Origin of the sequence: Micromonospora wenchangensis, from assembly GCF_002210435.1 — a bacterium.
GTDB lineage: Bacteria > Actinomycetota > Actinomycetes > Mycobacteriales > Micromonosporaceae > Micromonospora > Micromonospora wenchangensis.
The window spans coordinates 56,742-77,059 of sequence record NZ_MZMV01000023.1; the positions used below are offsets into that span (position 1 = coordinate 56,742).

Annotated in this window: 14 protein-coding genes and 1 pseudogene; 7 read left to right on the plus strand and 8 right to left on the minus strand. The window is 72.0% G+C overall.

Annotated elements, in window-relative coordinates; genetic code table 11:
• Window positions 1-129: 129 nt before the first annotated feature.
• The 3 genes from B5D80_RS15485 to B5D80_RS15495 form a co-directional block, all read right to left on the minus strand.
• Window positions 130-567: a hypothetical protein gene (locus B5D80_RS15485; protein WP_088644579.1), complete on the minus strand. Its 438-nt coding sequence runs from the start codon at window positions 565-567 to the stop codon at window positions 130-132.
• 36 nt (window positions 568-603) lie between these two features.
• Window positions 604-1,785, minus strand: a complete 1,182-nt coding sequence (locus tag B5D80_RS15490) for a Cmx/CmrA family chloramphenicol efflux MFS transporter (protein WP_088644580.1) — start codon at window positions 1,783-1,785, stop codon at window positions 604-606.
• Between the two features lie 362 nt (window positions 1,786-2,147).
• Window positions 2,148-3,086, minus strand: coding sequence for an alpha/beta fold hydrolase (locus B5D80_RS15495; protein WP_088644619.1), 939 nt, complete (start codon window positions 3,084-3,086; stop codon window positions 2,148-2,150).
• 64 nt (window positions 3,087-3,150) lie between these two features.
• Here B5D80_RS15495 and B5D80_RS15500 point away from each other — a divergent pair, with 64 nt between their 5' ends.
• Window positions 3,151-4,131 (plus strand): helix-turn-helix transcriptional regulator, encoded by a 981-nt coding sequence (locus B5D80_RS15500; protein ID WP_088644581.1) that lies wholly within the window; start codon window positions 3,151-3,153, stop codon window positions 4,129-4,131.
• Between the two features lie 126 nt (window positions 4,132-4,257).
• Entirely contained in the window at window positions 4,258-5,655 is a 1,398-nt protein-coding gene (gene xylB, locus B5D80_RS15505) for a xylulokinase (protein ID WP_088644582.1), read from the plus strand.
• Window positions 5,656-5,770: 115 nt separating this feature from the next.
• Here the strand turns inward: xylB and B5D80_RS15510 are convergent, their stop codons facing one another.
• The 3 genes and pseudogenes from B5D80_RS15510 to B5D80_RS15515 form a co-directional block, all read right to left on the minus strand.
• Entirely contained in the window at window positions 5,771-6,970 is a 1,200-nt protein-coding gene (locus B5D80_RS15510) for a pectate lyase (RefSeq protein ID WP_088644583.1), read from the minus strand.
• A 120-nt stretch (window positions 6,971-7,090) separates the two neighbouring features.
• Window positions 7,091-7,198 (minus strand): annotated as a pseudogene (locus B5D80_RS32950) (IS5 family transposase); the annotation flags it as partial.
• 102 nt (window positions 7,199-7,300) lie between these two features.
• Window positions 7,301-7,594, minus strand: a complete 294-nt coding sequence (locus B5D80_RS15515) for a hypothetical protein (protein ID WP_144081683.1) — start codon at window positions 7,592-7,594, stop codon at window positions 7,301-7,303.
• A gap of 402 nt (window positions 7,595-7,996) precedes the next feature.
• On the opposite strand from B5D80_RS15515, the gene B5D80_RS15520 reads away from it, so the two are divergent.
• A complete protein-coding gene (locus tag B5D80_RS15520; protein WP_144081684.1) occupies window positions 7,997-12,217 on the plus strand; it encodes an FG-GAP-like repeat-containing protein in 4,221 nt (1,406 codons plus the stop codon).
• 170 nt (window positions 12,218-12,387) lie between these two features.
• On the opposite strand, the gene B5D80_RS15525 is transcribed toward B5D80_RS15520, so the two are convergent.
• The gene (locus tag B5D80_RS15525) at window positions 12,388-13,347 is read right to left on the minus strand and encodes a hypothetical protein (RefSeq protein WP_144081685.1); all 960 of its coding nucleotides are present in this window, start codon (window positions 13,345-13,347) and stop codon (window positions 12,388-12,390) included.
• A gap of 142 nt (window positions 13,348-13,489) precedes the next feature.
• Here B5D80_RS15525 and B5D80_RS15530 point away from each other — a divergent pair, with 142 nt between their 5' ends.
• The 3 genes from B5D80_RS15530 (at window position 13,490) to B5D80_RS15540 (ending at window position 18,548) form a co-directional block, all read left to right on the plus strand.
• The gene (locus tag B5D80_RS15530; RefSeq protein ID WP_088644587.1) at window positions 13,490-16,633 is read left to right on the plus strand and encodes an AfsR/SARP family transcriptional regulator; all 3,144 of its coding nucleotides are present in this window, start codon (window positions 13,490-13,492) and stop codon (window positions 16,631-16,633) included.
• 345 nt (window positions 16,634-16,978) lie between these two features.
• On the plus strand, window positions 16,979-17,578 hold the full coding sequence (locus B5D80_RS15535) for a DJ-1/PfpI family protein (RefSeq protein WP_245854611.1): 600 nt from the start codon (window positions 16,979-16,981) through the stop codon (window positions 17,576-17,578).
• Window positions 17,568-18,548, plus strand: a complete 981-nt coding sequence (locus tag B5D80_RS15540) for a GlxA family transcriptional regulator (RefSeq protein ID WP_088644589.1) — start codon at window positions 17,568-17,570, stop codon at window positions 18,546-18,548. Before B5D80_RS15535 ends, B5D80_RS15540 begins: the two co-directional genes overlap by 11 nt.
• A 139-nt stretch (window positions 18,549-18,687) precedes the next feature.
• Here B5D80_RS15540 and B5D80_RS15545 read toward each other — a convergent pair whose 3' ends face one another.
• Entirely contained in the window at window positions 18,688-19,626 is a 939-nt protein-coding gene (locus B5D80_RS15545; RefSeq protein WP_211291511.1) for an NAD(P)H-binding protein, read from the minus strand.
• Between the two features lie 63 nt (window positions 19,627-19,689).
• On the opposite strand from B5D80_RS15545, the gene B5D80_RS15550 reads away from it, so the two are divergent.
• Window positions 19,690-20,304 (plus strand): TetR/AcrR family transcriptional regulator, encoded by a 615-nt coding sequence (locus tag B5D80_RS15550; protein WP_088644590.1) that lies wholly within the window; start codon window positions 19,690-19,692, stop codon window positions 20,302-20,304.
• Window positions 20,305-20,318: the final 14 nt, after the last annotated feature.

A 20,318-nucleotide genomic window follows, 5' to 3' on the forward strand; every position in this document is an offset into this window, starting at 1 on the left:
GTCCTGAGTAGTGCGTACTCAACCGTGCGCCGCGCCTGGACGGCGCGGCGCGACGCCGGGTCCGCCACCGGGTGTTGATCACGGCTCCGTGTCCGGTTGATGCCGGGTGCCGTCCGTGGTCACCCTGCTTCAGAGCTTGACCAGGGCCAGCGTCCACTGGCCGTGAGCGTCTTCCCAGAGGGTGACGATCTCGCCGACCGGGACCGAGTTGTACCCGTGCCGCTCGTCTTCCTCGTAGTAGTCGCCATCCTCCTCGGCCGCCGCGACGATGCGCAGGGCGTCCTCGCGGGTGCCGTCGGTGGCCGCGCGGATGCGGGAGACCCGCCACGTGACACCGCTGAGGTCGCGGCCGACGAGCTCACTGCCGGGCACGAGGTTCTCGTCGTCGTCGTCGATCGCGAAGAGCGTGCCGGGACCGTCGACCGGTAGCGTGTCGGTGTCGCCGATCATCAGGCCGTCGTCGACGATCTGTCGTTCGCCGCGGAGCACCGCCGGGTCGAGCCAGGCCGGCCGCCGGTCGAGTCCGACCTCGCTGATGAAGTTTCCCCAGGCGTAGAGCGCATACATGCGCGCATGCTACCGAGCGGCAAGATCCTCGCCTCCTCAGGCGGATCGCCCCGATGAGCCTCGATCCTGCCGGTACGCAGCTCGACAGGTGGACCAGACGCCGACGGCGAGAACCGCCAGCACGCAGCTGACGACGACCGGGCCACGCACGCCGAGCGCTCCGATGGTGAGACCACCGGCGATGGGTCCGGTGACCGCGCCGATGTTCAACGCGACGGTCGCGAAGGAACCACCAATCGTCGGCGCGTCGCGTGTGGCGGCGACGATCCGGGCGATGAACGTGCTGCCCAACGCGAAGGACAACGCGCCCTGGGTCAGGGCGAGAGACCACAGTGCCACGGGGCGGGCAACGGTGAACGCCAGCAGCGCCCAGCCCGCCATGAGCAGCGGCCCGGTGACGGTGATCAGCGGTCGCCAGTGCCGGTCACCGAACCGCCCGGCCACGGTGACACCGAGGAACGCCCCGATCCCGAAGACAGCGAGCAGCAACGGTACGGTGCGGTCGGTGAACCCGGCCGGCCCGGTGGCGATCGCCGCCAGGTAGGTGAAGGTGCAAAACGTCGCGGCGTTGACCAGCACGGCCAGCACGATGCTCACCTGCGCCGGACGCCGACGCAGACTCGCCAGCTCGCGGCCGATGGCGCTCCCGGCCCCCGCTCCGGCGTCCTGCCCCGGGCGGGTCGGCGTGGCCGCCAGAACCGCGACGAGCGCAGGCAGACACAGCAGCGCGATCGCCCACAGGGTGGCGCGCCAGCCCAGCACGTCGCCGACGAAGGCACCGGCGGGCACTCCGGCGATCAGCGCGAGGGTGGTGCCACCGAGGATGACTGCCAGCGCGCGGGTGTGCCGCTCGGCCGGCACGATGCGCGTCACGGTCGAGAGGGCGACGGCGAGGAACCCGGCATTCGCCAACGCGGCCCCGATCCGTGCGGCCACCAGCATGGCGAAGCTGTCGGTGACCGCGCCGATGACGTGCGCGGCGATGAACAGGGTCAGGAACCCGGTCAGGGTCCAGCGGGGTGGGAGCCGGCGGGCAGCGGCGGCCATCGCCGGCGCGCCGACGACCATTCCCAGGGCGAAGCCGGAGGTGAGAACCCCGGCCCGGCCGAGCGAGACCTTCAGGTCGGTGGCGATGCCGGGAAGGATGCCGGCGAGGACGAACTCCGAGGTTCCCTGGGCGAAGACCGCGACGGCGAGCAGGTAGAGGAGGACGGGCATGAGGGTGCCTTCCGAAGCAGGAACGTGATGGGTGGCAGGCGGGTGGCACTGCCGGTGCTTCGGATGCGCAGGAACTCGAACGACCTCGCCGCCGACCGGATCGGCGCGGATCGTCAGAGGAGGGACTGGGGCATCTGGGGCTACCGGGAGGCCGGCAGCCCTGACCAGTCCGCTTGGGGAGAACTCACCCCACGAGGCTACCAAACGGGCCCGTCGTCGCTGATGGGCGCGCGCATCGGCAACAGTCGCCGACAGCTTCCGGGTGGGTTGGTGGCGACGCCACCAACCCACCACGCCTGGGACGTCACCAGCAGCGAGCACACGCGATCCGTCAGGTCGTGAAACGCGTGTCCGACGAGGTGCTAGGCGGTCCCCCGCCGGCCCAGCCACGTCAGGATCGCCTCGGTCGTCTCCTGCGGCTTCTCCTGCTGGATCCAGTGACCGCAGTCCAGGCTGACCACCTCCACGTTCGGCACGAACTCCGTCAGTCTCTCCGCCTTCGCGACCGGGTCGCGGTCGCCGTAGATCATGAGGGTGGGCCGGCGGACGACCGGGTCCACGTCGGCCAGCAGGTGCCAGTTGCGGTCCAGGTTGCGGTACCAGTTGATGCCGCCGGTGAATCCTGTCGAGGCGAAGGCCGAGATGAAGACGGCCAGGTCGCTGTCACTCATGAGGGGTTCACCGGGTGGGGTTTCCGCCCTGGCCAGGTTGATCAGCGCATTGCCCGGCTCAGGCGTCAGCGGGGGCAGGTTCTTGCGGTACAGATTCCGCAGGAACCGGGAGGTATCCTCCTCGAACACGGCGTCCGCGACGCCCGGCTGCCGGTTGAAGTGCACGAAGTAGAAGTCGCCACCGAGCGCGGCCGCCATGGCCTCGACCCAGGGCGTCTCGCCGCGCTCCTGGTAGGGCACGCTCAGCGCCACCACGCCGTTGACCCGGTCCGGGTGCAGCAGGGTCAGGCCCCAGACGACGAATGCGCCCCAGTCGTGGCCGACGAAGGTGGCGTCGGCGTAGCCGTAATGGTCGAGAAGGGCGACGAGGTCACCCGACAGGTGGGCGAGGTCGTAGTCCGTCACGTCGGCGGGCCGGGACGAGGTGCCGTAGCCCCGCTGGTTCGGGACGATGACGTGGTAGCCCGCCGCAGCCAGGGCCGGCACCTGGTAGCGCCAGGAGTAGGCGAGTTCCGGCCAGCCGTGGCAGAGCACGACGGGGTTCCCCGCGTTCTGCCGGCCGGCTTCGAAGACTTCGAGGTGCACGCCGTTGACCGGAATGTGGGTGGGCTCGGGAAAGTCGATGGTCATGCCGGCATCCTGCGGACCGAAACCGGTCACCTCCTGACCGGTTTTCCGTGGCAGTGTCGTCCGGGTGCGCGCCGACCGGTTGATGGCCCTCGTCCTGCTGCTACAACAGCGCGGGCAGGTGACCGCGGCGGAGGTCGCCCGGGAGTTGGAGGTCTCCGAGCGCACCGCCCGCCGCGACCTCGACGCCCTGGGCATGGCCGGCGTGCCGGTGTACTCCGTGCAGGGCCGGGGCGGCGGCTGGCGGCTCGTGGGTGGTGCCCGTACCGACCTGTCCGGGTTGACCGCGGGTGAGGCCCGCGCCCTGTTCCTGGTAGCCGGCCCGGCCTCGACCGTCACGCCCGCCGTGAAAGCGGCGCTGCGCAAGCTCGTCCACGCCCTGCCGGAGCCGTTCCGGGCGCAGGCCGAAGCGGCGGCGTCGGCGCTCGTGACGGACCCGCAGCGGTGGGGGTCGAGCCGGGTCGAGCCCCGCCCGCCCCGCTTCCTCGACGAACTCCAGGACGCGGTGATCCGCGGCGTCCAGGTCCGGCTCGGCTACGTCGACCGCGACGGCACCGCCACCGGGCGAACGGTCCACCCGCTGGGCGTCGTCGCCAAGGGCCCGGCGTGGTATCTCGTCGCCGGCACCGAGGCCGGCCGGCGGACCTTCCGGATCGACCGGGTGTCGTCCGTCGACCCGACCGCCGATCCCGTGCACCGGCCGGAGGACTTCGACCTTGCCGGGAGCTGGCGCGAGATCGCCGACGAGGTCGAACGCAGGCGGATGCCCGTCGAGGCGCACGCGCTGTGCGCGCCCCACGGGATCGGCGTGCTCCGGATGGGGTTCGGCGCCCGGCTCGACGTGGGAGGTGCCACGACCGACGGCCGCGTCGAGGTCGTGATCCGCGGCAACGACGCACACAAACTCGCCGGTGAGCTTGCCGGATTGGTCGATTACCTGGAGGTGACCGGCCCTGCGGGGCTGCTGGACCACCTGGCCGCGATCGGCACCGTGCTCGTCGAGCGATACGGCCCGGAGCGGCGGGGAACCCGTACGGCGGAACGGTGACCGGGGGCGGCGCTGGCGCTGCACGGTCCGGGTGCCGCTGCCGCGACGGCGAATTTTGTCAAGCCATTGAACTAATACGGTTGTTGGACGTAGGGTCGGGTCCCGCCGAGCTACGGAGGCACCGCCATGGGTGGCGCGAGAACCCTCGTCGCCGGGGTCGACTCGTCGACCCAGTCGACCAAGGTCGTGGTCTGCGACGCCGACACCGGCGAGGTGCTCCGCGAAGGCCGCGCCCCGCACCCCGACGGCACCGAGGTCGACCCACGGTCGTGGTGGGCCGCGTACCAGCAGGCCAGCGCCGGCCTGCTGGACGGTGTGGCCGCGATCGGCGTCGCCGGCCAGCAGCAGGGCATGATCTGCCTCGACGAGGCCGGCGAGGTGCTGCGTCCCGCCATCCTCTGGAACGACACCCGCTCGGCCCGCGCCGCCGTCGACCTGACCGCCGAGTTCGGCGGCCCGAAGGCGTGGGCCGACGCCGTCGGGCTGGTACCGGTGGCCAGCTTCACCGTCACCAAACTGCGCTGGTTCGCCCGCGCTGAACCCGAACTCGCGGACCGCACCGCCACGGTGCTGCTGCCGCACGACTGGCTCACCCACCGGCTGCGCGCGGACGGCGGCGCGCCGACCACCGACCGGGGTGAGGCGTCCGGCACCGGCTACTGGTCACCGGCCGCCGGCGCGTACCGGGACGACCTGGTACGGCTGGCCTTCGGCCGGGACGTGGCACTCCCCCGGGTCGCCGGCCCGGCCGAGGTGGTCGGGGAGACCGCCTCCGGCGCGCTGCTCTCGGCGGGCACCGGCGACACGATGGGCGGGGCGCTCGGCGTCGGCCTGCGGCCGGGTGACGTGGTGGTCTCGCTGGGCACCTCGGGGTGTGTGTACGGCCTCGGTGACGTACCGACCGCCGACGCGAGCGGCCTGGTGGCCGGATACGCCGACGCGACCGGCCGGTTCCTGCCGCTGGTGTGCACGCTCAACGCGGCCCGGGTGCTCGTCACGGTCGCCGACCTGCTCGGCCGGTCACTGACCGAGCTGGACGACCTGGCGCTCTCGGCACGACCCGGCGCGGGCGGGTTGACGCTGCTGCCGTACCTGGACGGGGAACGCACCCCCGACCTGCCCGACGCACGCGGTCTGCTCGCCGGCCTGACCCGGGCGAACGCGTCGGCGGCGAACCTGGCGCGGGCCGCGGTGGAGGGCATGCTCGGCGGCATCGCCGACGCTCTGCACGCGCTGCGCGCCCAGGACGTCCCGGTCGACCGGGTGTTGCTGATCGGCGGCGCGGCCAGGTCCCGCGCGGTGCGGGCGGTCGCGCCGGCCCTGTTCGGCGCGCCGGTGAGCGTGCCGCGCCCGGCCGAGTACGTGGCGCTCGGCGCGGCGCGGCAGGCGGCCTGGGCGCTGTCCGGCGACGCCGAGCCGCCGCCGTGGCCGGTCGAGGCGGAGGAGGTCACCGCCGCCGGCACCCCCGGGGTGTACGAACGCTACGTCGACGTCCGCCAGCGGGCGCTGCCGCTGCTGACGTGACACCGGCAGCGCCCGGTTCCGTTCCTGCTGGTGGACGTCGGAGGGGTCGCGTCCCGCCCGACGCGACGCGGTGGGGCGCCCGCCCGGCGGCGGGTGCCCCACCCGTCCGGGGTGACTACCGGAAGGTGACGTCACTCCTGTTGACCTTGCAGTTGGCGTCGTTCCAGCCCTCACCGAGGTAGCTGGGTTCGCTGCCCTTGGGCACACCCTTGTACTTGCCGCAGATGGTGGCCGAACCGATCACGACCACGCGGGTGATCGTCGCGGTGTCGTTCCAGTTGCTGTTGATGCCGGCGAGCATGTCGATGTCGTCGACCAGGACGTTGTCGATGCGCACGTTGCGGGTGTACGAGGTGGTGCAGTTGCCGCAGGCGCGGTACAGCTTGCCGGACCCCTTCAGGTAGAAGCCGGAGATGTTGACCGTGCCGTTGCCGTTGTGCTGGAAGGTCTTGTCGCTGCCGCTGCGCGCGCCGCCACCGATGACGTACGAGGTGCCGCCGTTGGTCTGCTTGAAGGTGGCGGCGTCCTCACCGATGTCGTTCCACCACACGTTGCGCAGGGTGCAGGTGCCTTCGCAGTGCACGCCGTCGCCGGCGGGCGAACCGAGGATGACGTTCTGCAGCGTGCCGCCGTTGGCGATCTTGAACATCGGGTCCTGCGACTCGCTCTGCCCACCGTCGCCGATGCAGCAGTAGGTCTTCATCCCGCCGTCGAAGGTGCCGGAGACGTTGACCGTGCCGGAGATGTTGACCGAGCCGGTCGACGACGGCCACGCTCCGGTCGGCGTGCCCGGGTTGCTGGTCGGACTGGCCGTCGGACCGCTGGTGGGGCCGGTGGTGGGGTTCGACCCGCCGCTTGCGTACGTCTCGAACTCGGCGATCCGTGGGGTGCCGGACGCGCTGGTGATGACGAAGGAGACCTTCTTCAGCGACGTCGAGGAGAAGTTGATGGTGCTCGGGGCGCTGCCGCCGCTGGCCAGGACGGCGCCCGTGTCGTAGTTCTTGAGCTGCCAACCGCTGATCGAGCCGCCGCCCGAGGCCTGCACGATGACGGCCGAGGACACCGTGGTGGCGCTGTCCCACTTGACCGAGACCGTGCCGGTCGAGCCGCTCGGCGACCAGTAGGTGCTGGCGTTGCCGTCGACGACGTTGCCGTAGCTGGTGCCGCTGGCCTTGCTGGAGCCGTCGGCGCCGGCGCCGAGGCTGAGGTTGGTGGCGGCCGAGGCGCTGGGGATCTGCAGCGCCAGGGCGACGACGGTGCCTGCGACCACGGCGGCACCGCCGGCCAGCCACCGCGAGGCGACTTTGCGTCTCATCTGGTTTCACCCTTTCGAGCGTGAGCGCTTGGGACGGGGAAAGCGCTTTCCATCAACCATAGGGACTGGTCGATGGTGAGGCAAGGGTCACACCATCCTCGTCTGTGCTGTCTTCCGGAAGGGGCTGTCCCCGCGTTGTCCGGCGGTGAGCACCGTTGGCAACGGCTTGCGGCCCTGTCCACAGGCGAGGTGCGGCTTCGTGGTCAACCCGCCTCGGGGCCGTCCCAGGTCGTGACCATCGAGCTCGTCATCGACTCCGCCGGGCGGCTCGACCCGCAACTGCGAGCAGCCGACCGGCTGGCCCTGGAAGATCCGCCCGATCGTGCCCGTTCAGCAGGTGGTGTTGCCCAGCGGGACCCAGCCATCCAGCGACGGGTCCTCGGCGCCGTGGCCGTAGACCCAGTTGTCGTCGTCCTCGCCCCAGCCCGCGTGCGCGCGGAACCCTCGACCGGCGGTCAGGGTACGCAGGACATAGCCGTGCGGTGCGGCCCGCAGCCAGGTGTTCTGCGTCAGGTTGCAGACGAAGCCGGGCGCGTCGCTGGCATGGGCCGGCGCGGCCACCACGGCCATGCTGGCGAGGCTGACAGCCGCGATCGTCAGTACGGACAGAAGTCGGCGTTTCACCGGGGTCCCTCCGGAGTAGTTGGCGCTGCGTCCATTGTGGCGGAGCCGTACCGGACGGGATGGTAACGACGGTCCACGCTTCGCTGCCGGCCCCGCTTCACCGAGTGAGGTTCGGGTTCATCGAAGTCACGTTCGTTGCAGCGTAGCCTCGCCGGCTCCCGGCCAGCCCCGACGACGGGATCGGCGGACGGCCCGGTCGCCGTGGTCCGTTTCAACCACGGAGCCGAGCTTTGCGGGTCAGCTTGACCACCCGACGGGCGATACGCTCTCCGGCGGCAGGGAACCGCGCCGGCCCTGTGCCGTCCGCCTTCCCCGCTGACGGCGCAGGAGCGCCGAGCGGGTGGCCGTCCGTGACCGGCCCGGCAGGCGGAGGCGTCCATGTCGTCGTCCCAGCGTCCATCGGTGTCGGCCCGAACCGGCCGGCGGAACGGGTTCTCCCGTCGCAGTCTGGCGGGCGGTATGGTCGCCGCCCTGCTGGCCGGCCTCGCCGTGGCGATCGGCGGTGGCGCGCCGGCACACGCCGTCGACCCCAACGGCGTGTCGCCCTTCGTCAGCTACAACATGCAGGGCAGCGACAACGGCAACCGGTGGAAGCACCATGTCGCCGACATGGCGGCCCGCTTCCCGGTGGTCATGATCCAGGAGGCCGGACCGAGTCTTCCCGTTCCCTTCGAGGGGGAAGTGGAGGACATACCGATCCGACGGCCGAGCGTGCCCCGCGGCGTCCAGTACGTACAGCACTCCCGGTGGGCCTCTGATGGCTCCTCACGCGGCGACCTCCACCACGTCTACTTCCTCCAGACCGACCCGCAGTGGATCGAACGCACCAACGTGATGCTCTGGGAGGGCGGCCGGGTCAACCTCGTCACGATCACCGACCAGCCCGCCGACGACGTGATGGTCATCGAGAACCCCCGCTTCCGGGCGGACCCTGTCACCGGCGACCCGGACGCCTACCGCTTCCGTCCGCTGCTGGGGCTCCGGTTCGGCAACGTCTGGTACTTCAACGTCCACGCCCGCGGCAGCGACGTACAGGACCTGCTGGCCCGGGCGCGGGCCCGAATGGGGCCCGGGCAGACCTACGTGATCGCCGGTGACTACAACGTCAACATCATCAACCGCACCACCCAGGAGGCGCGGGACCTGAGCCTGCACCTCGAGCCGAACGAGAACCTCATCCGCACCGGACAGTGGACCCACGTCGACTCCCGCACGGGTAGCCGGAGCGAACTCGACTACGCGATCAGCAACGTCCCCGGCCTGAACTTCGTCGCCTGGTCGCCCGACACGCCGCGTTCGGACCACCGCCCAGTCTACTACAACACGGTACGCACCCTGCCGGCGCCGCTCCGACCGATCCACGTCAACCCGGTGCTGATCCGTAGCGATCACGGCGAGTTCCTGGATCAGACCGCCAACGGCACCTTCGTCGCCTACCGGCGGCAGAACAACGAGAACCAGGTGTTCGAGCACCTGCTCGCCGAGGACTTCTGGAACGTCCTGCGCAACCGCCGCACGAAACAGTGCGTGGGCATGGCGAAGCCGCTGGAGGACCGGACGCTGAACCCGGTGCTGCCGGTGGACTGCGACGACCCGGGGGCCCGGTGGGCGATCGAGGACCCGCCGGCGGAGGGCGGCCCGGCCATGTGGCGCAACGTCTCCTACCCGGACGCCTGCCTCAGCATGCCCGAGCTCGACGGCCAGCCGATGGTCACCGAGTACTGCGACCCGGACAAGAGGCCGCAGCGGATCTGGGAGGTCGCCGCCCGCATCCCCGAGAGCCAGTGGGAGACGACGCTCACCAACCAGACGATCCAGTCCGTCACCTCCGGCAGCTACCTCGACGTCTTCCGGGGACTGTCGGGGGACGACTCCCCCGTGATCACCTATCCGCCCCGGGACGTCAGCAACCAGCGCTGGCGGCTCGAGACCGTGGACCCGGCGGACAACCTCGTCCGGCTGCGGCCCGAGCACGCCACCGAGGACTGCCTCGACGTCTACCGCAGCGACGACGACGTGCAGCCCAAGCAGGCGGTGGTCTACCGCTGCGACGACCCGGGATCCACCAACGACGGCGAAGGGCACCGCTGGCGGGTGGAGTACATCGCCGACTCCCAACCGGACGACCCGGGCCTCCCGACCGAGGTGACGTTCCGCAACGAGGCCACCCACCTGTGCCTGGAGGCCTCGGACCGGGCCGAGGCCCCGGCTGTCGCCGCCGTCTGCGACGACAGCCACTCCCAACGCTGGCGCATCGGTCCGCGGAGCCCGGCCCCGGGCCCGGGGCCGACGACGCCGCCGGACCGTGACCCGTCGCCGCGCCCCACCCGGCTGCCGCCACGCTCCAATCCCAGCACCGACCTGCGGCTGATGCCGCTGGGCGACTCCATCACCTACGGCGTCGGCGCGGCGGGGAACAACGGGTACCGGCGCGAACTGTTCGACTCCCTCCAGTCGGTGACGACCTCGCTCGACTTCGTCGGCTCCATGCGCCAGGGCGACTTCGCCGACCCCGACCACGAGGGTCACCCCGGCTGGCGGATCGACCAGATCGACAAGTTGGCGACGAGCTGTTCGATCCCGTCCTACCGCCCGAACGTGGTGACCCTGCACATCGGCACCAACGACATGCGCAGCTCCGAGGGCGCCGAGGGTGCCCCGAAGCGCCTGCGCGCGCTGATCGAGGACGTGCTCGACCAGGCCCCGGAGACCACCGTGCTGGTGGCGACCCTGATCCTGTCCAAAGATCCGGCCGTCAACGCGCGGGTGCAGGACTACAACCGGCAGATCCCGGGGATCGTCGCGAACCTGCGCGCGCAGGGCAGGTACGTACGGACGGTCGACATGTCCGCCGTGACCGCGGCCGACATGACCGACAACCTCCACCCGAACGCCGCCGGATTCGCCAAGATGGCCGCCGCGTGGCGGGCGGCGATCGGCGACGCGCTACACGAGCACTGGATCGCCCCGCCGGCCACGGTGTCCGGCACCGCCAAGGCGTGTGCCGCCGAGACGCCGTCGCCGGGCGATGGTGGCGACGACGGCTGGAACTGGGCCGGCGTGGTGGCCTCCGGCGTCGGGGCGAGCCGGGACCACGTCCGGCTGGCCGACCTGGACGGTGACGGCCGCGACGACTACCTCGTGGTCGACGCCGGCGGCCAGGTCTCGGGCTGGCTGAACGCTCCGGGACCGAACGGATGGGGCTGGAAGTACGCCGGCGTCGTCGCCTCGGGAGTGGGCGCGACACGCGACCAGGTACGCTTCGCCGACCTCAACGGCGACCACAAGGCCGACTACCTGGTGGTCGACGACGCCGGGCGGGTCAGCGCGTGGATCAACGACTACCAGCCCGGTACCGGCTCACGCTGGATCGGGGCGGGCGTCGTCGCCACCGGTGTCGGCACCACCCGGGACCGGGTGCGGTTCGCCGACCTGGACGGCGACGGCCGCGACGACTACCTCGTGGTCGACGACCAGGGCACGGTCACGGCCTGGTTCAACAACCGGGGCGGCACGGGGTCGGCCTGGGTCGGTCAGGGACAGGTCGCCGCCGCCGCCGGAGTCACCCGGGACGGGCTGGTGCTCAAGGACCTCGACGCCGACGGCCGCGACGACTACCTCTTCATCGACGACGCCGGTCGGATCAAGGCCTGGCTCAACGACTTCGCCACCCGCGTCGGCGGGTGGAAGTACCAGGGTGAGATCGCCTCCGGTGTCGGGGTGGCCCGGTCCGGGGTCGCCATGGCCGAGATCAACGGGGACGGCCGGGCCGACTACCTGACGATCCGGGAGAACGGCATGATCACCGCCTGGTTCAACGACCGGTTCAGCGGTGTCGACCGGTGGGCGTGGCAGGGAACGGTCGCTCCCGGTGCCGGCGTGCCCGGGGCCCAGGTACGGTTCGCCGACCTGGACGGGGACGCCCGCGAGGACTACCTGGTGGTGAACGAGACCGGCCGGATCGCGGCGTGGCTGAACGCCGGCCGGGACGGCGACCAGAACTGGGGCTGGGTCTACCAGGGCATCGCGGCACCCGGGGTGGGGTCGACCGGTGACCGGGTGCGGCTGGCCGACATCAACGGTGACGGCCGCGTCGACTACCTGGTCGTGGACGACTCCAGCCGGGTCCGGGCCTGGCTCAACGGCGGGAAGGACGGCAACGGCCGGTGGGTCTGGAACTCCGTGGGCGAGATCGCGGCCGGGGTGGGCGTCGCCGGTTCGCAGGTGCGCTTCGCCGACGTGGACGGTGACCGCAAGGCCGACTACCTGGTGGTCGACGCCGCAGGCCGGGTGCGGGCCTGGCACAACAACCGCGGCGGCTCCGGGGCGCCCTGGGGCGATCTGGGCCTGATCGCCACCGGGGTGGGGGTCACGGATGCCGAGGTCCGCTTCGCCGACGTCAACGGTGACCGCCGCGCCGACTACCTGGCCGTCGACGAGGCGGGCCGGGTGCGGGCCTGGCTGAACGATCCCGCCGGCGGGTGGACCCTCGCGGGGGAGATCGCCACCGGCATCGGAGCCTCCGGCGACCAGGTCCGCCTGGCCGACCTGAACGGTGACCGTCGGGCCGACTACCTGATCGTCGGTGCCGACAGCGCGGTCCGGGCCTGGCTGCGCCGCTAGGTGTCAGGTGGGCAGCCGCCGCCGACCAGGTTCGTGCGGTGACGGGCCCGGACCGGTGCCCCGGCGGAGCAGTCCGCCCGGAGCCCGGACACGAGTGGCGACGGAAAGGGGCGCGGTCACCGTGCGACGACGGTGGTCGTCGCACGGTGACCGCGGGGACGGGTGCGGGATCAGGCCGCGATGGTCTGCAGGTAGGCGAGCCCGCCACACGAGACCGTGCTGAGGTTCTTGAACCACATCGCGATCTGGCGCTGGGAGGAGCCGTCACTGTTGATGCGTTGGACGTAGACCACGCGCGTGACCTCGAACTGGCAGTAGGTGGGGGCGCTGCCCTGGGGCGACGGGCCGATCACGTAGGCCGAGGTGACGGGATTCGCGTTGTTCCAGGTCGTGGACCAGGTGCCGCCGCCGCCCACGGTTCCGATGGTGAACTGCGACCCGATGGTGGTGGAGCCGAGCCGGATGTCGGTCTGGCAGGTGACGGTCCCCACGTTCTTGACCTCCACCCAGATCTGCCGCAGCGAGCTGCCCGGCTGCACGGTCCAGATGCGCGTCACCTGGAACTGGCAGGCCGCCGAGCTCGTGGCGCCGCTCGGATTGAGACCGGCCACCCAGATGGTGTTCCAGGGGACGTTCCACAGGTGCGTCTGGGTGCCACCGGGGTTGACGCCGCCGGTCGAGACCAGGGACGTGCTGGTCACCGCCGCGAGTTGCACCGTCGCACCGCAGGCGATCGAGCCGACGTTCTTCAGGGTGAACTGGAACTGCCGCTCCCCACTGAACAGTTGGACGTACCGGGTGCTGATCGTCTCGAACTGGCAGGTGGCCGAGGTGGTGGCGCCGGCCGGGTTGTAGCCGACCACGTAGGCGGCGTCGGCCGGGGCGTTGGTCCAGGTCCAGCCCTGGGTGCCGCCGGCCGCGACGGTGCCGGTGAACCACGCCGCTGCGGTGCCGATCCCGCCCTTCGCGGCGGGGCCCAGTCCGTTCGACGCCACTGCGGCGGCCCGTGCGTCGCGCAGTGCCGGCTGCGACGGTTGCGGCGACGCACCCGCCTGCGCGACCCCTGACGATGCGACGACCATGCTGAGCGCCGTCACCGCGAGGAGAACCGCGCGGATTCTTCGTCCCATTGAAGCTCCTTTATCTCGGATTCCGGGCCGTCCGCCCGGCTCCATCAGGCTGCGCGGCCCCGCTTGCCATCGGCTAGCCGTCCGATAGCCGCCCTGGCGGCGGCACATAGAATCATGTTCGATACATCGATGTGGGGGCCGGATGACATGGCGCTTGCTCGGCCCGGTCGAGGCCGTGGTGCGGGGCGAGCGAGTGCCGCTGGGGCGACCCCAGCAACGCGCGGTGCTGGCGTATCTGTTGCTCAACGCCAACGTGGTGGTGTCGGCGGAACAGTTGGCCGAGGCGCTGTGGGGCGGGGCTCTGCCCACCCGCGCACGGGCACAGGTCCAGGTCTGCGTTTCCCGGTTGCGCCAACTGACCCGCGCGGCCGGTATACCCGAAACAATCCATTCGGACTCCGGGGGTTACCGCTTCGAGTTGGGCGGCGACGACCTGGATGTGGTGGTCTTCTCCGGACTGACCGAAACCGCGCGTCGGCACGCCGGCTCCGGCCAGCACGAGCGGGCCACGACCCTGTTGCGCCAGGCGTTGGCGTTGTGGCGGGGGCCGGCACTGGCGGGCGCGTCCGCCGCGTTCGTGCCGGCGGCCGCCGCCGGCCTGCACGACAAGCGGCTCGTCGCGTCCGAGGATCTGTTCGATGCCGAGTTCGCGCTCGGTCGGCACGCCGCCGCGGTGGCGCCGTTACGCGAGCTGGTCACCGCGAACCCGTGGCACGAGGGTCTGGCCGCGCGGCTGATGACGGCGCTGGCCGGATCGGGGCACCAGGCCGAGGCGCTGCGGGTGTTCGAGCGGATCCGCCGCCTCCTCGCCGACGAGCTGGGCATCGAGCCGGGACCGCAGCTCGCGGAGGCCCACGTGCGGGTGTTGCGGCAACAGTTTGCGCCGGGCACGCCCGCCCCACCGGTCCGGGAGACCGGATCTGGTCCGCGGCCCGCCCAACTGCCCGCCGGTCTGGCCACCTTCACCGGCCGGGGGGACGCCCTCGCCACGATGGACACGATGCTCAGCCGGGCGCGGGACAACGGCGCCCTGGCGGTCGTCGCGATCATCGGGACGGCCGGGGTGGGCAAGACGGCGCTGGCGGTGCGGTGGGCGCACCGGGTACGGCCGCTCTTCGACGACGGGCAGCTCTTCCTGGACCTGCGCGGCTACTCGCCCGGCGCGGCGACAGCGCCGCTGGACGCGTTGTCACGCTGCCTGCGCGCGCTCGGCGTGCCGCCCACCCGGGTGCCGGACGACATCGACGAGGCGACGGATCTCTACCGCAGCGTGCTCGCCGACCGGCGGGTGCTGATCCTGCTCGACAACGCCCGCGACACCGCGCACGTGCGGCCCCTGTTGCCCGGCGGCGCCGGCTGCCTGGTGATCGTGACCAGCCGCGACCGCCTCGGTGGGCTGGCCGCCCGGAACGACGCGCAGCGGCTGTCGTTGGACGTGCTCGCGCCGCAGGAGGCCACCGAGCTGCTGACCCGCGTCATCGGCGCGGAACGGGTCGCCGGGCAGCGGGACGCTCTCGCGGAACTGGCCCGTGACTGCGCACGCCTGCCGCTGGCCCTGCGCATCGCCGCAGCGGACCTGCACGGCCGCCCGCACGAGCGGGTCAGCGGGTACCTCGCGCGATTCCGGGCGGGCGACCCGCTGACCATGCTGACCGTCCATGACGACGAACAGATCGCGGTGCGTTCGGCGTTCGCCGTTTCCTACCAGACTCTGCCCCCGCGGCTCCAGCGGCTGTTCCGACTGTTCGGCCTGGTGCCCGGCTGCGAGGTGACAGCGGAGTCCGCCGCCGCGATGCTCCGCTGTGACGCCGGCGAGGCGGCGGACATGCTGTCCCGGATCGCCGACGCGCACCTGGCACAGGAGCGGACACCCGGTCACTTCGGCACCCACGACCTGCTCGGCCGGTACGTGACCGAGCTGGCGACGACTGAGGACAACCGGGAGACCCTGGTCGACCTGCTGTCGTGGTACCTCTTCAGCGTGTACGCCGCAGCCGACCGGCTGTATCCGCAGGTGTTGCGGGTGCCCACGCAGCTACCCGCGCCCGCCGGCCCACCGATGCGGTTCGCCACCCACGTCGACGCCCTCGCCTGGCTCGACGCGCACCGGCACAACCTCGTCGCCGTGGTACGCCATGCGGCGCACCAGGGCCTGCACGCCTTCGCCTGGTCGCTGGCGGACGCGCTGCGCGGATACCTGTGGCTGGGATTGCACACCACGCAATGGTCCGAGGTCGCGGGGATCGGTCTGTCCGCGGCCCGGGCCGACCGGCACGAGCAGGCCGAGGCGGCGGCCCGGTTGAGTCTCGCCGCCCTGCACTGGCGACTCGAACGGTTCCCCGAGGCGATCGACGACTACCGGCTGGCGCTGGGTTGCGCGAACCGTTCGGGATGGCACGACGGCGAGGCAGCCGCGCTGGGCAACCTGGGCCCGGTATTCCGGATGACCGGCCAGCCGGTCGAAGCCCTGCGGGTCATGGAGCAGGCGCTGGAGTTCAACCGGCGCAACGGCCGGACCGCGGGCGTCGCCGTCAACCACAACAATCTCGGACTGGTCTGCGCCGACCTCGGACGGCTCCGCGAAGCCGCCGACCACCACCACGCGGCGCTCACCCTGGCCCACCAGGGCGGGGCGACCTCCAGCCGGGCACTCATCCTGAGCAACCTGGGCGTCGTCCACCACCTGCTCGGCCGGTCCGACGACGCGCTACGGACGCTGACCGAGGCACTGGAACTGCATGAGCAGACGGGCAGCCGGGGCCGGGCCACCACCCTGTGCGCGCTGGCCCGGGTCCACTGCGATCGCGGCGACCATCCGCACGCGGCCCGCCTCGCCCGGCAGGCGCTCGACATGGCGCGCGCACCGGCCGAGCCCCGGGTCGAAGCGCTCGCCCTCCACATCCTGGGCATCGTCGAGAGGAGGACCGGCACCCTGTTGGACGCCCTGCGAACCGCCCGCACCACCGCGGACCGGTACATCGAGGCCGACATCACCGTCAGCCTCGCCGAAATCGACGAGCCCACGGCACCGTCCTGGTGCCACGCGGCGCTGTCCGTCACGCGGCAGTGCGGCTATCGGCTGCTCGAAGGCCGGGCGCTCGCCGCCCGTGCCGCGGCCGAGTTCCGGGCTGGTGACGTGGCCGCCGCCCGGCGCAGCGCACTGCTGGCGGCACAGTCGCACGCCCGTACCGGCCACCAGCCGGGCACGGAGCGCATCGAGAAGCTGCTCGCCCTTCTCGCGTCGGAGTCCCCGAAAGCGGAATCCGCCGTCTCCTGGCACACCTGATCACCACCATCCGCCCTTCGACCGCACCCGTCGACGGCGACGGCGACACCGGTGCCGCGCCGGACGGTCCGGGCGGGGAACTCCGTGGCCGGCGTGAGCGACTGATGAACCGGGAGGGTTGTACCCGGTGGCCGGGCAGGAAGCGGGCGGAGGTTGACGCTCGGGCCACTTTCCCGGCGGCGGTCCGGCGGGTGAACTGGTCACACCACCGACCACGGGAGTGATCGCATGCAACGCAGGACCATCCTCAGTGCTGCCGCAGCCGGCACCCTCACCACGACTGTCCTTGCCACCCCGGCCACCGCGGGCCGCCGATGGTCGCCGGCCCGGCCCTTCCGAGTACGGATGGTGCTCTTCGACGGTGTGGCCGAGCAGGACTTCATCGGGCCCAACGAGGCGTTCACGATCGCCGGTTTCGCCAGCGGCGGAGCCGTCACCGTCGACTACGTCACCGGCACGGTTCCCCGGACGGTCGACGCCCTCGGCGGCACCAGGGTCGTCGTCAGCCAGGGGTGGTCGACCGACGACACCGATCTGCTGCTCGTACCCGGCGGCGGACCCACCGGCCCCGACGAGCCCGGCGTGGCCCACGAGATCAAGAAGGGCCAGCTGCCGCGCAGCATCGCGGCGGCCGCCCGCCGCGGGCTGGTGGTCAGCTCGGTCTGCACAGGGGCACTGCTGCTGGCCGCCGCCGGCCTCACTCGCGGACGACCGTGCAACACCCACCACACGGTGCGCGACCAGCTCGCCGACAGCGGCGCGGTGCTCAAGGACGCCCGGGTGGTCGACGACGGCGACCTGATCACCTCGGCCGGCAGCACCTCCGGCATCGACCTCGCGTTGCACGTGCTGGCCCGCGAGTTCGGGCCGGACTTCGCCCTGATGATCGCCGGTGTACTCGAGTTCGAGCCGCGGGGCACCGTGTGGACGGTCCGTGGCCGCTGATCCTCACGTCGTCGCGGTGCTGGCGCTCGACGGCGTGGTCGGGTTCGACCTCGCCGTCCCGTGCCAGGTCTTCGGCAGCACCCGGCTGGCCGACGGCGGCTACCCGTACGAGATCCGGGTCTGCGGCCAGCGCCCGGCCGTGCGGACCAGCGTGTCCGGGATCAGCCACTACCGGATCGAGGCGCCCTACGAGCTGGACGCGGCCCGCGAGGCCGACACCATCGTCGTGCCCGGCGTGGCCATGCCCTGGCAGGCTCCGAAGGCGGTGCTCGACGTGCTGCGGGCAGCGGCCGCCCGGGGCGCGCGTACCGTCTCGATCTGCACCGGGGCGTTCGTCCTCGCCCAGGCTGGGCTCCTCGACGGACGCCGTGCCACCACCCACTGGTGGGCCGCGGCCGATCTGCGCCGCCGGCACCCGGCGGTCGAGGTGGACGCGGCGTCGCTGTTCACCGGTGACGGCCGGGTCTTCACCTCGGCCGGGGTCGCGGCCGGCCTCGACCTGTGCCTGCACCTGGTACGCCGCGACCATGGCGCAGCAGTCGCCGCCCGTACGGCCGGTTTCGTCGTCATGGCACCGAGCCGCGACGGCGACCAGGCCCAGTTCGTCGACCATGTCCCGGCAGGCACCACGGGGACACTGGCACCCACGTTGGCCTGGCTGGACGAGCACGCCGCCGAGGCACTCACGGTCGCCGACATCGCCCGCCACGCCCGGCTGGGTACCCGCACGCTGACCCGCCGCTTCCGTGAACAGACCGGCACCACGCCCCTGGCCTGGCTGCAGAGCCGCCGCCTGAACCTGGCCCGCCGCCTCCTGGAAACCACCGATCTACCTGTGCCAGCCGTCGCCGAGCGCAGCGGTCACGGCTCGGCGACCGCCCTGCGCGCCCACTTCCAACGCATCCTGCACACCAGCCCGGACCGTTACCGGCGCGGCTTCGGCGAGGGCGATCACCCCGCCCGACCGTGAAATCCGAGCAACATACCGATCTTCGCCCACCGTCGACGGCCGCTGCCAGGCATCAGCCCCACCCCTGCCGCCCGGACGGGGTACGCGGCCGTCGCCCGCCCGGGGCGGCGCCTCGACTGCTGCGACCCGGCGGCGTGGATCAGTTCGTCGGGTGGGGGCCTGCGGTGAACGCTGCGGCGTGATCGACGACCCACTGCCGGAACGTCCGTGGGGGCGTGCCGAGGATTTCGGCCACACCGGAGGTGACGTACGCCGGTTGTCCCAGCGCGGCTTTCCAGGCGTTCAGGAGCATGTCCACCGCCGGGCGCGCGGCCTGCGGGGCCCCGCGCCGGAACTCGTCGGGTGACAGTTCCTCGAACGCGACCGGGCGGCCCAGGACGTCACCGATGATGCCCACCTGCTCGGCCTGGCTGAGGGACTCGGGGCCGGTCAGGACGTGGTCGCCACCGGCGGGTCCCTCCTCGGTCAGCGTCCGCGCGACGACCGCCGCCACGTCACGGTCGTCGACGGGTGCCGTCTCGGCCGCCCCGTACGGCCACCGGACCGGGCTGCCGGCACGGATCGCGGCGGCCCACCAGAGCAGGGCGTTCGAGGCGAACATTCCCGGCCGGACGACCGTCAGGCCGAGTCCGGTGCCGGTGATGAGCCGCTCGACCTCGGCGTGCAGTGCCGCCATCGGGTTCGGTTGCTGGAAGAACGGGTGCGGGGTGCGGTGCGGCGCGGACAGGTGGACGATGCGCTGTGCGTGGGCGGCCAGCCGGTCGACGACGGCCGCCGCGGTCTGCGGCGGGGCGGTCCAGACCAGGAGGACCGTGCTGACGGCGTGCAGCGCGGCGTCGAGTGACGCGGGCACGGTGAGGTCGCCGGTGACGACCTCGACGGTGGCGGGCAGCGTCGCGGCCGACTCGGAGCGGCGCACGAGGGCGCGGACCGGCACGCCCGCGTCGGTGAGCAGGTCGATCACGTGGCGTCCGACCCGGCCGGTCGCCCCGGTGACGAGCACCGGCGGCCGGTCGGCCGGTGCCGGGGCACCCCCGCGGTCGGCCGCGGGGGTGCGGTGGGTGTCTGCCTGCGTCATGACCTTCATCGAAGCGTTACCGAGTTAGAAATGCAACCCGGTAACGAATGTTACCCTGACGGCATGGTCGAACGGGTCGGGCTGCGGGCCCGCAAGAAGGCGCGGACCCGGGACGTCATCGCCGACGTGGCGATCTCGCTGTTCCTGACGCACGGCTTCGACCAGGTGTCGGTGTCCGACATCGCCGCGACGGCCGAGGTGTCGAAGCCGACCCTGTTCCGCTACTTCGCGACGAAGGAAGACCTGATCCTGCACCGGTTCGCCGACCACCAGGGCGAGGCCGCCCGGGTGGTACGCGACCGCCGGCCCGACACCGCGCCGATGACGGCGTTGCACCGGCACTTCCGGGCCGGTCTCGACCGCTTCGAGCCGGTCACCGGCCTCAACGACCAACCCGAGGTGGTGGCGTTCCACCGGCTGGTGTTCGACACACCGAGCCTGGCGGGACGACTCGTGCAGTACACGCTCGACGACGAGGACGCGCTGGCCGCCGTCCTCGACCGGGGCATCGAGGGCCGGCTCCAGGCCGCCCAGGTGATCGCGGTACACCGCGTACTTGCCCGGACCAACTGGCGCAAGATCGCCGACGGGCGGACCGCACGCGACGTCCAGCCCGAGGCGGTCGCCGACGCGGACCGGGCCTTCACCCAACTGCGCCACGGAACGGACGACTCCTAGCCCCGCCCGCGGTG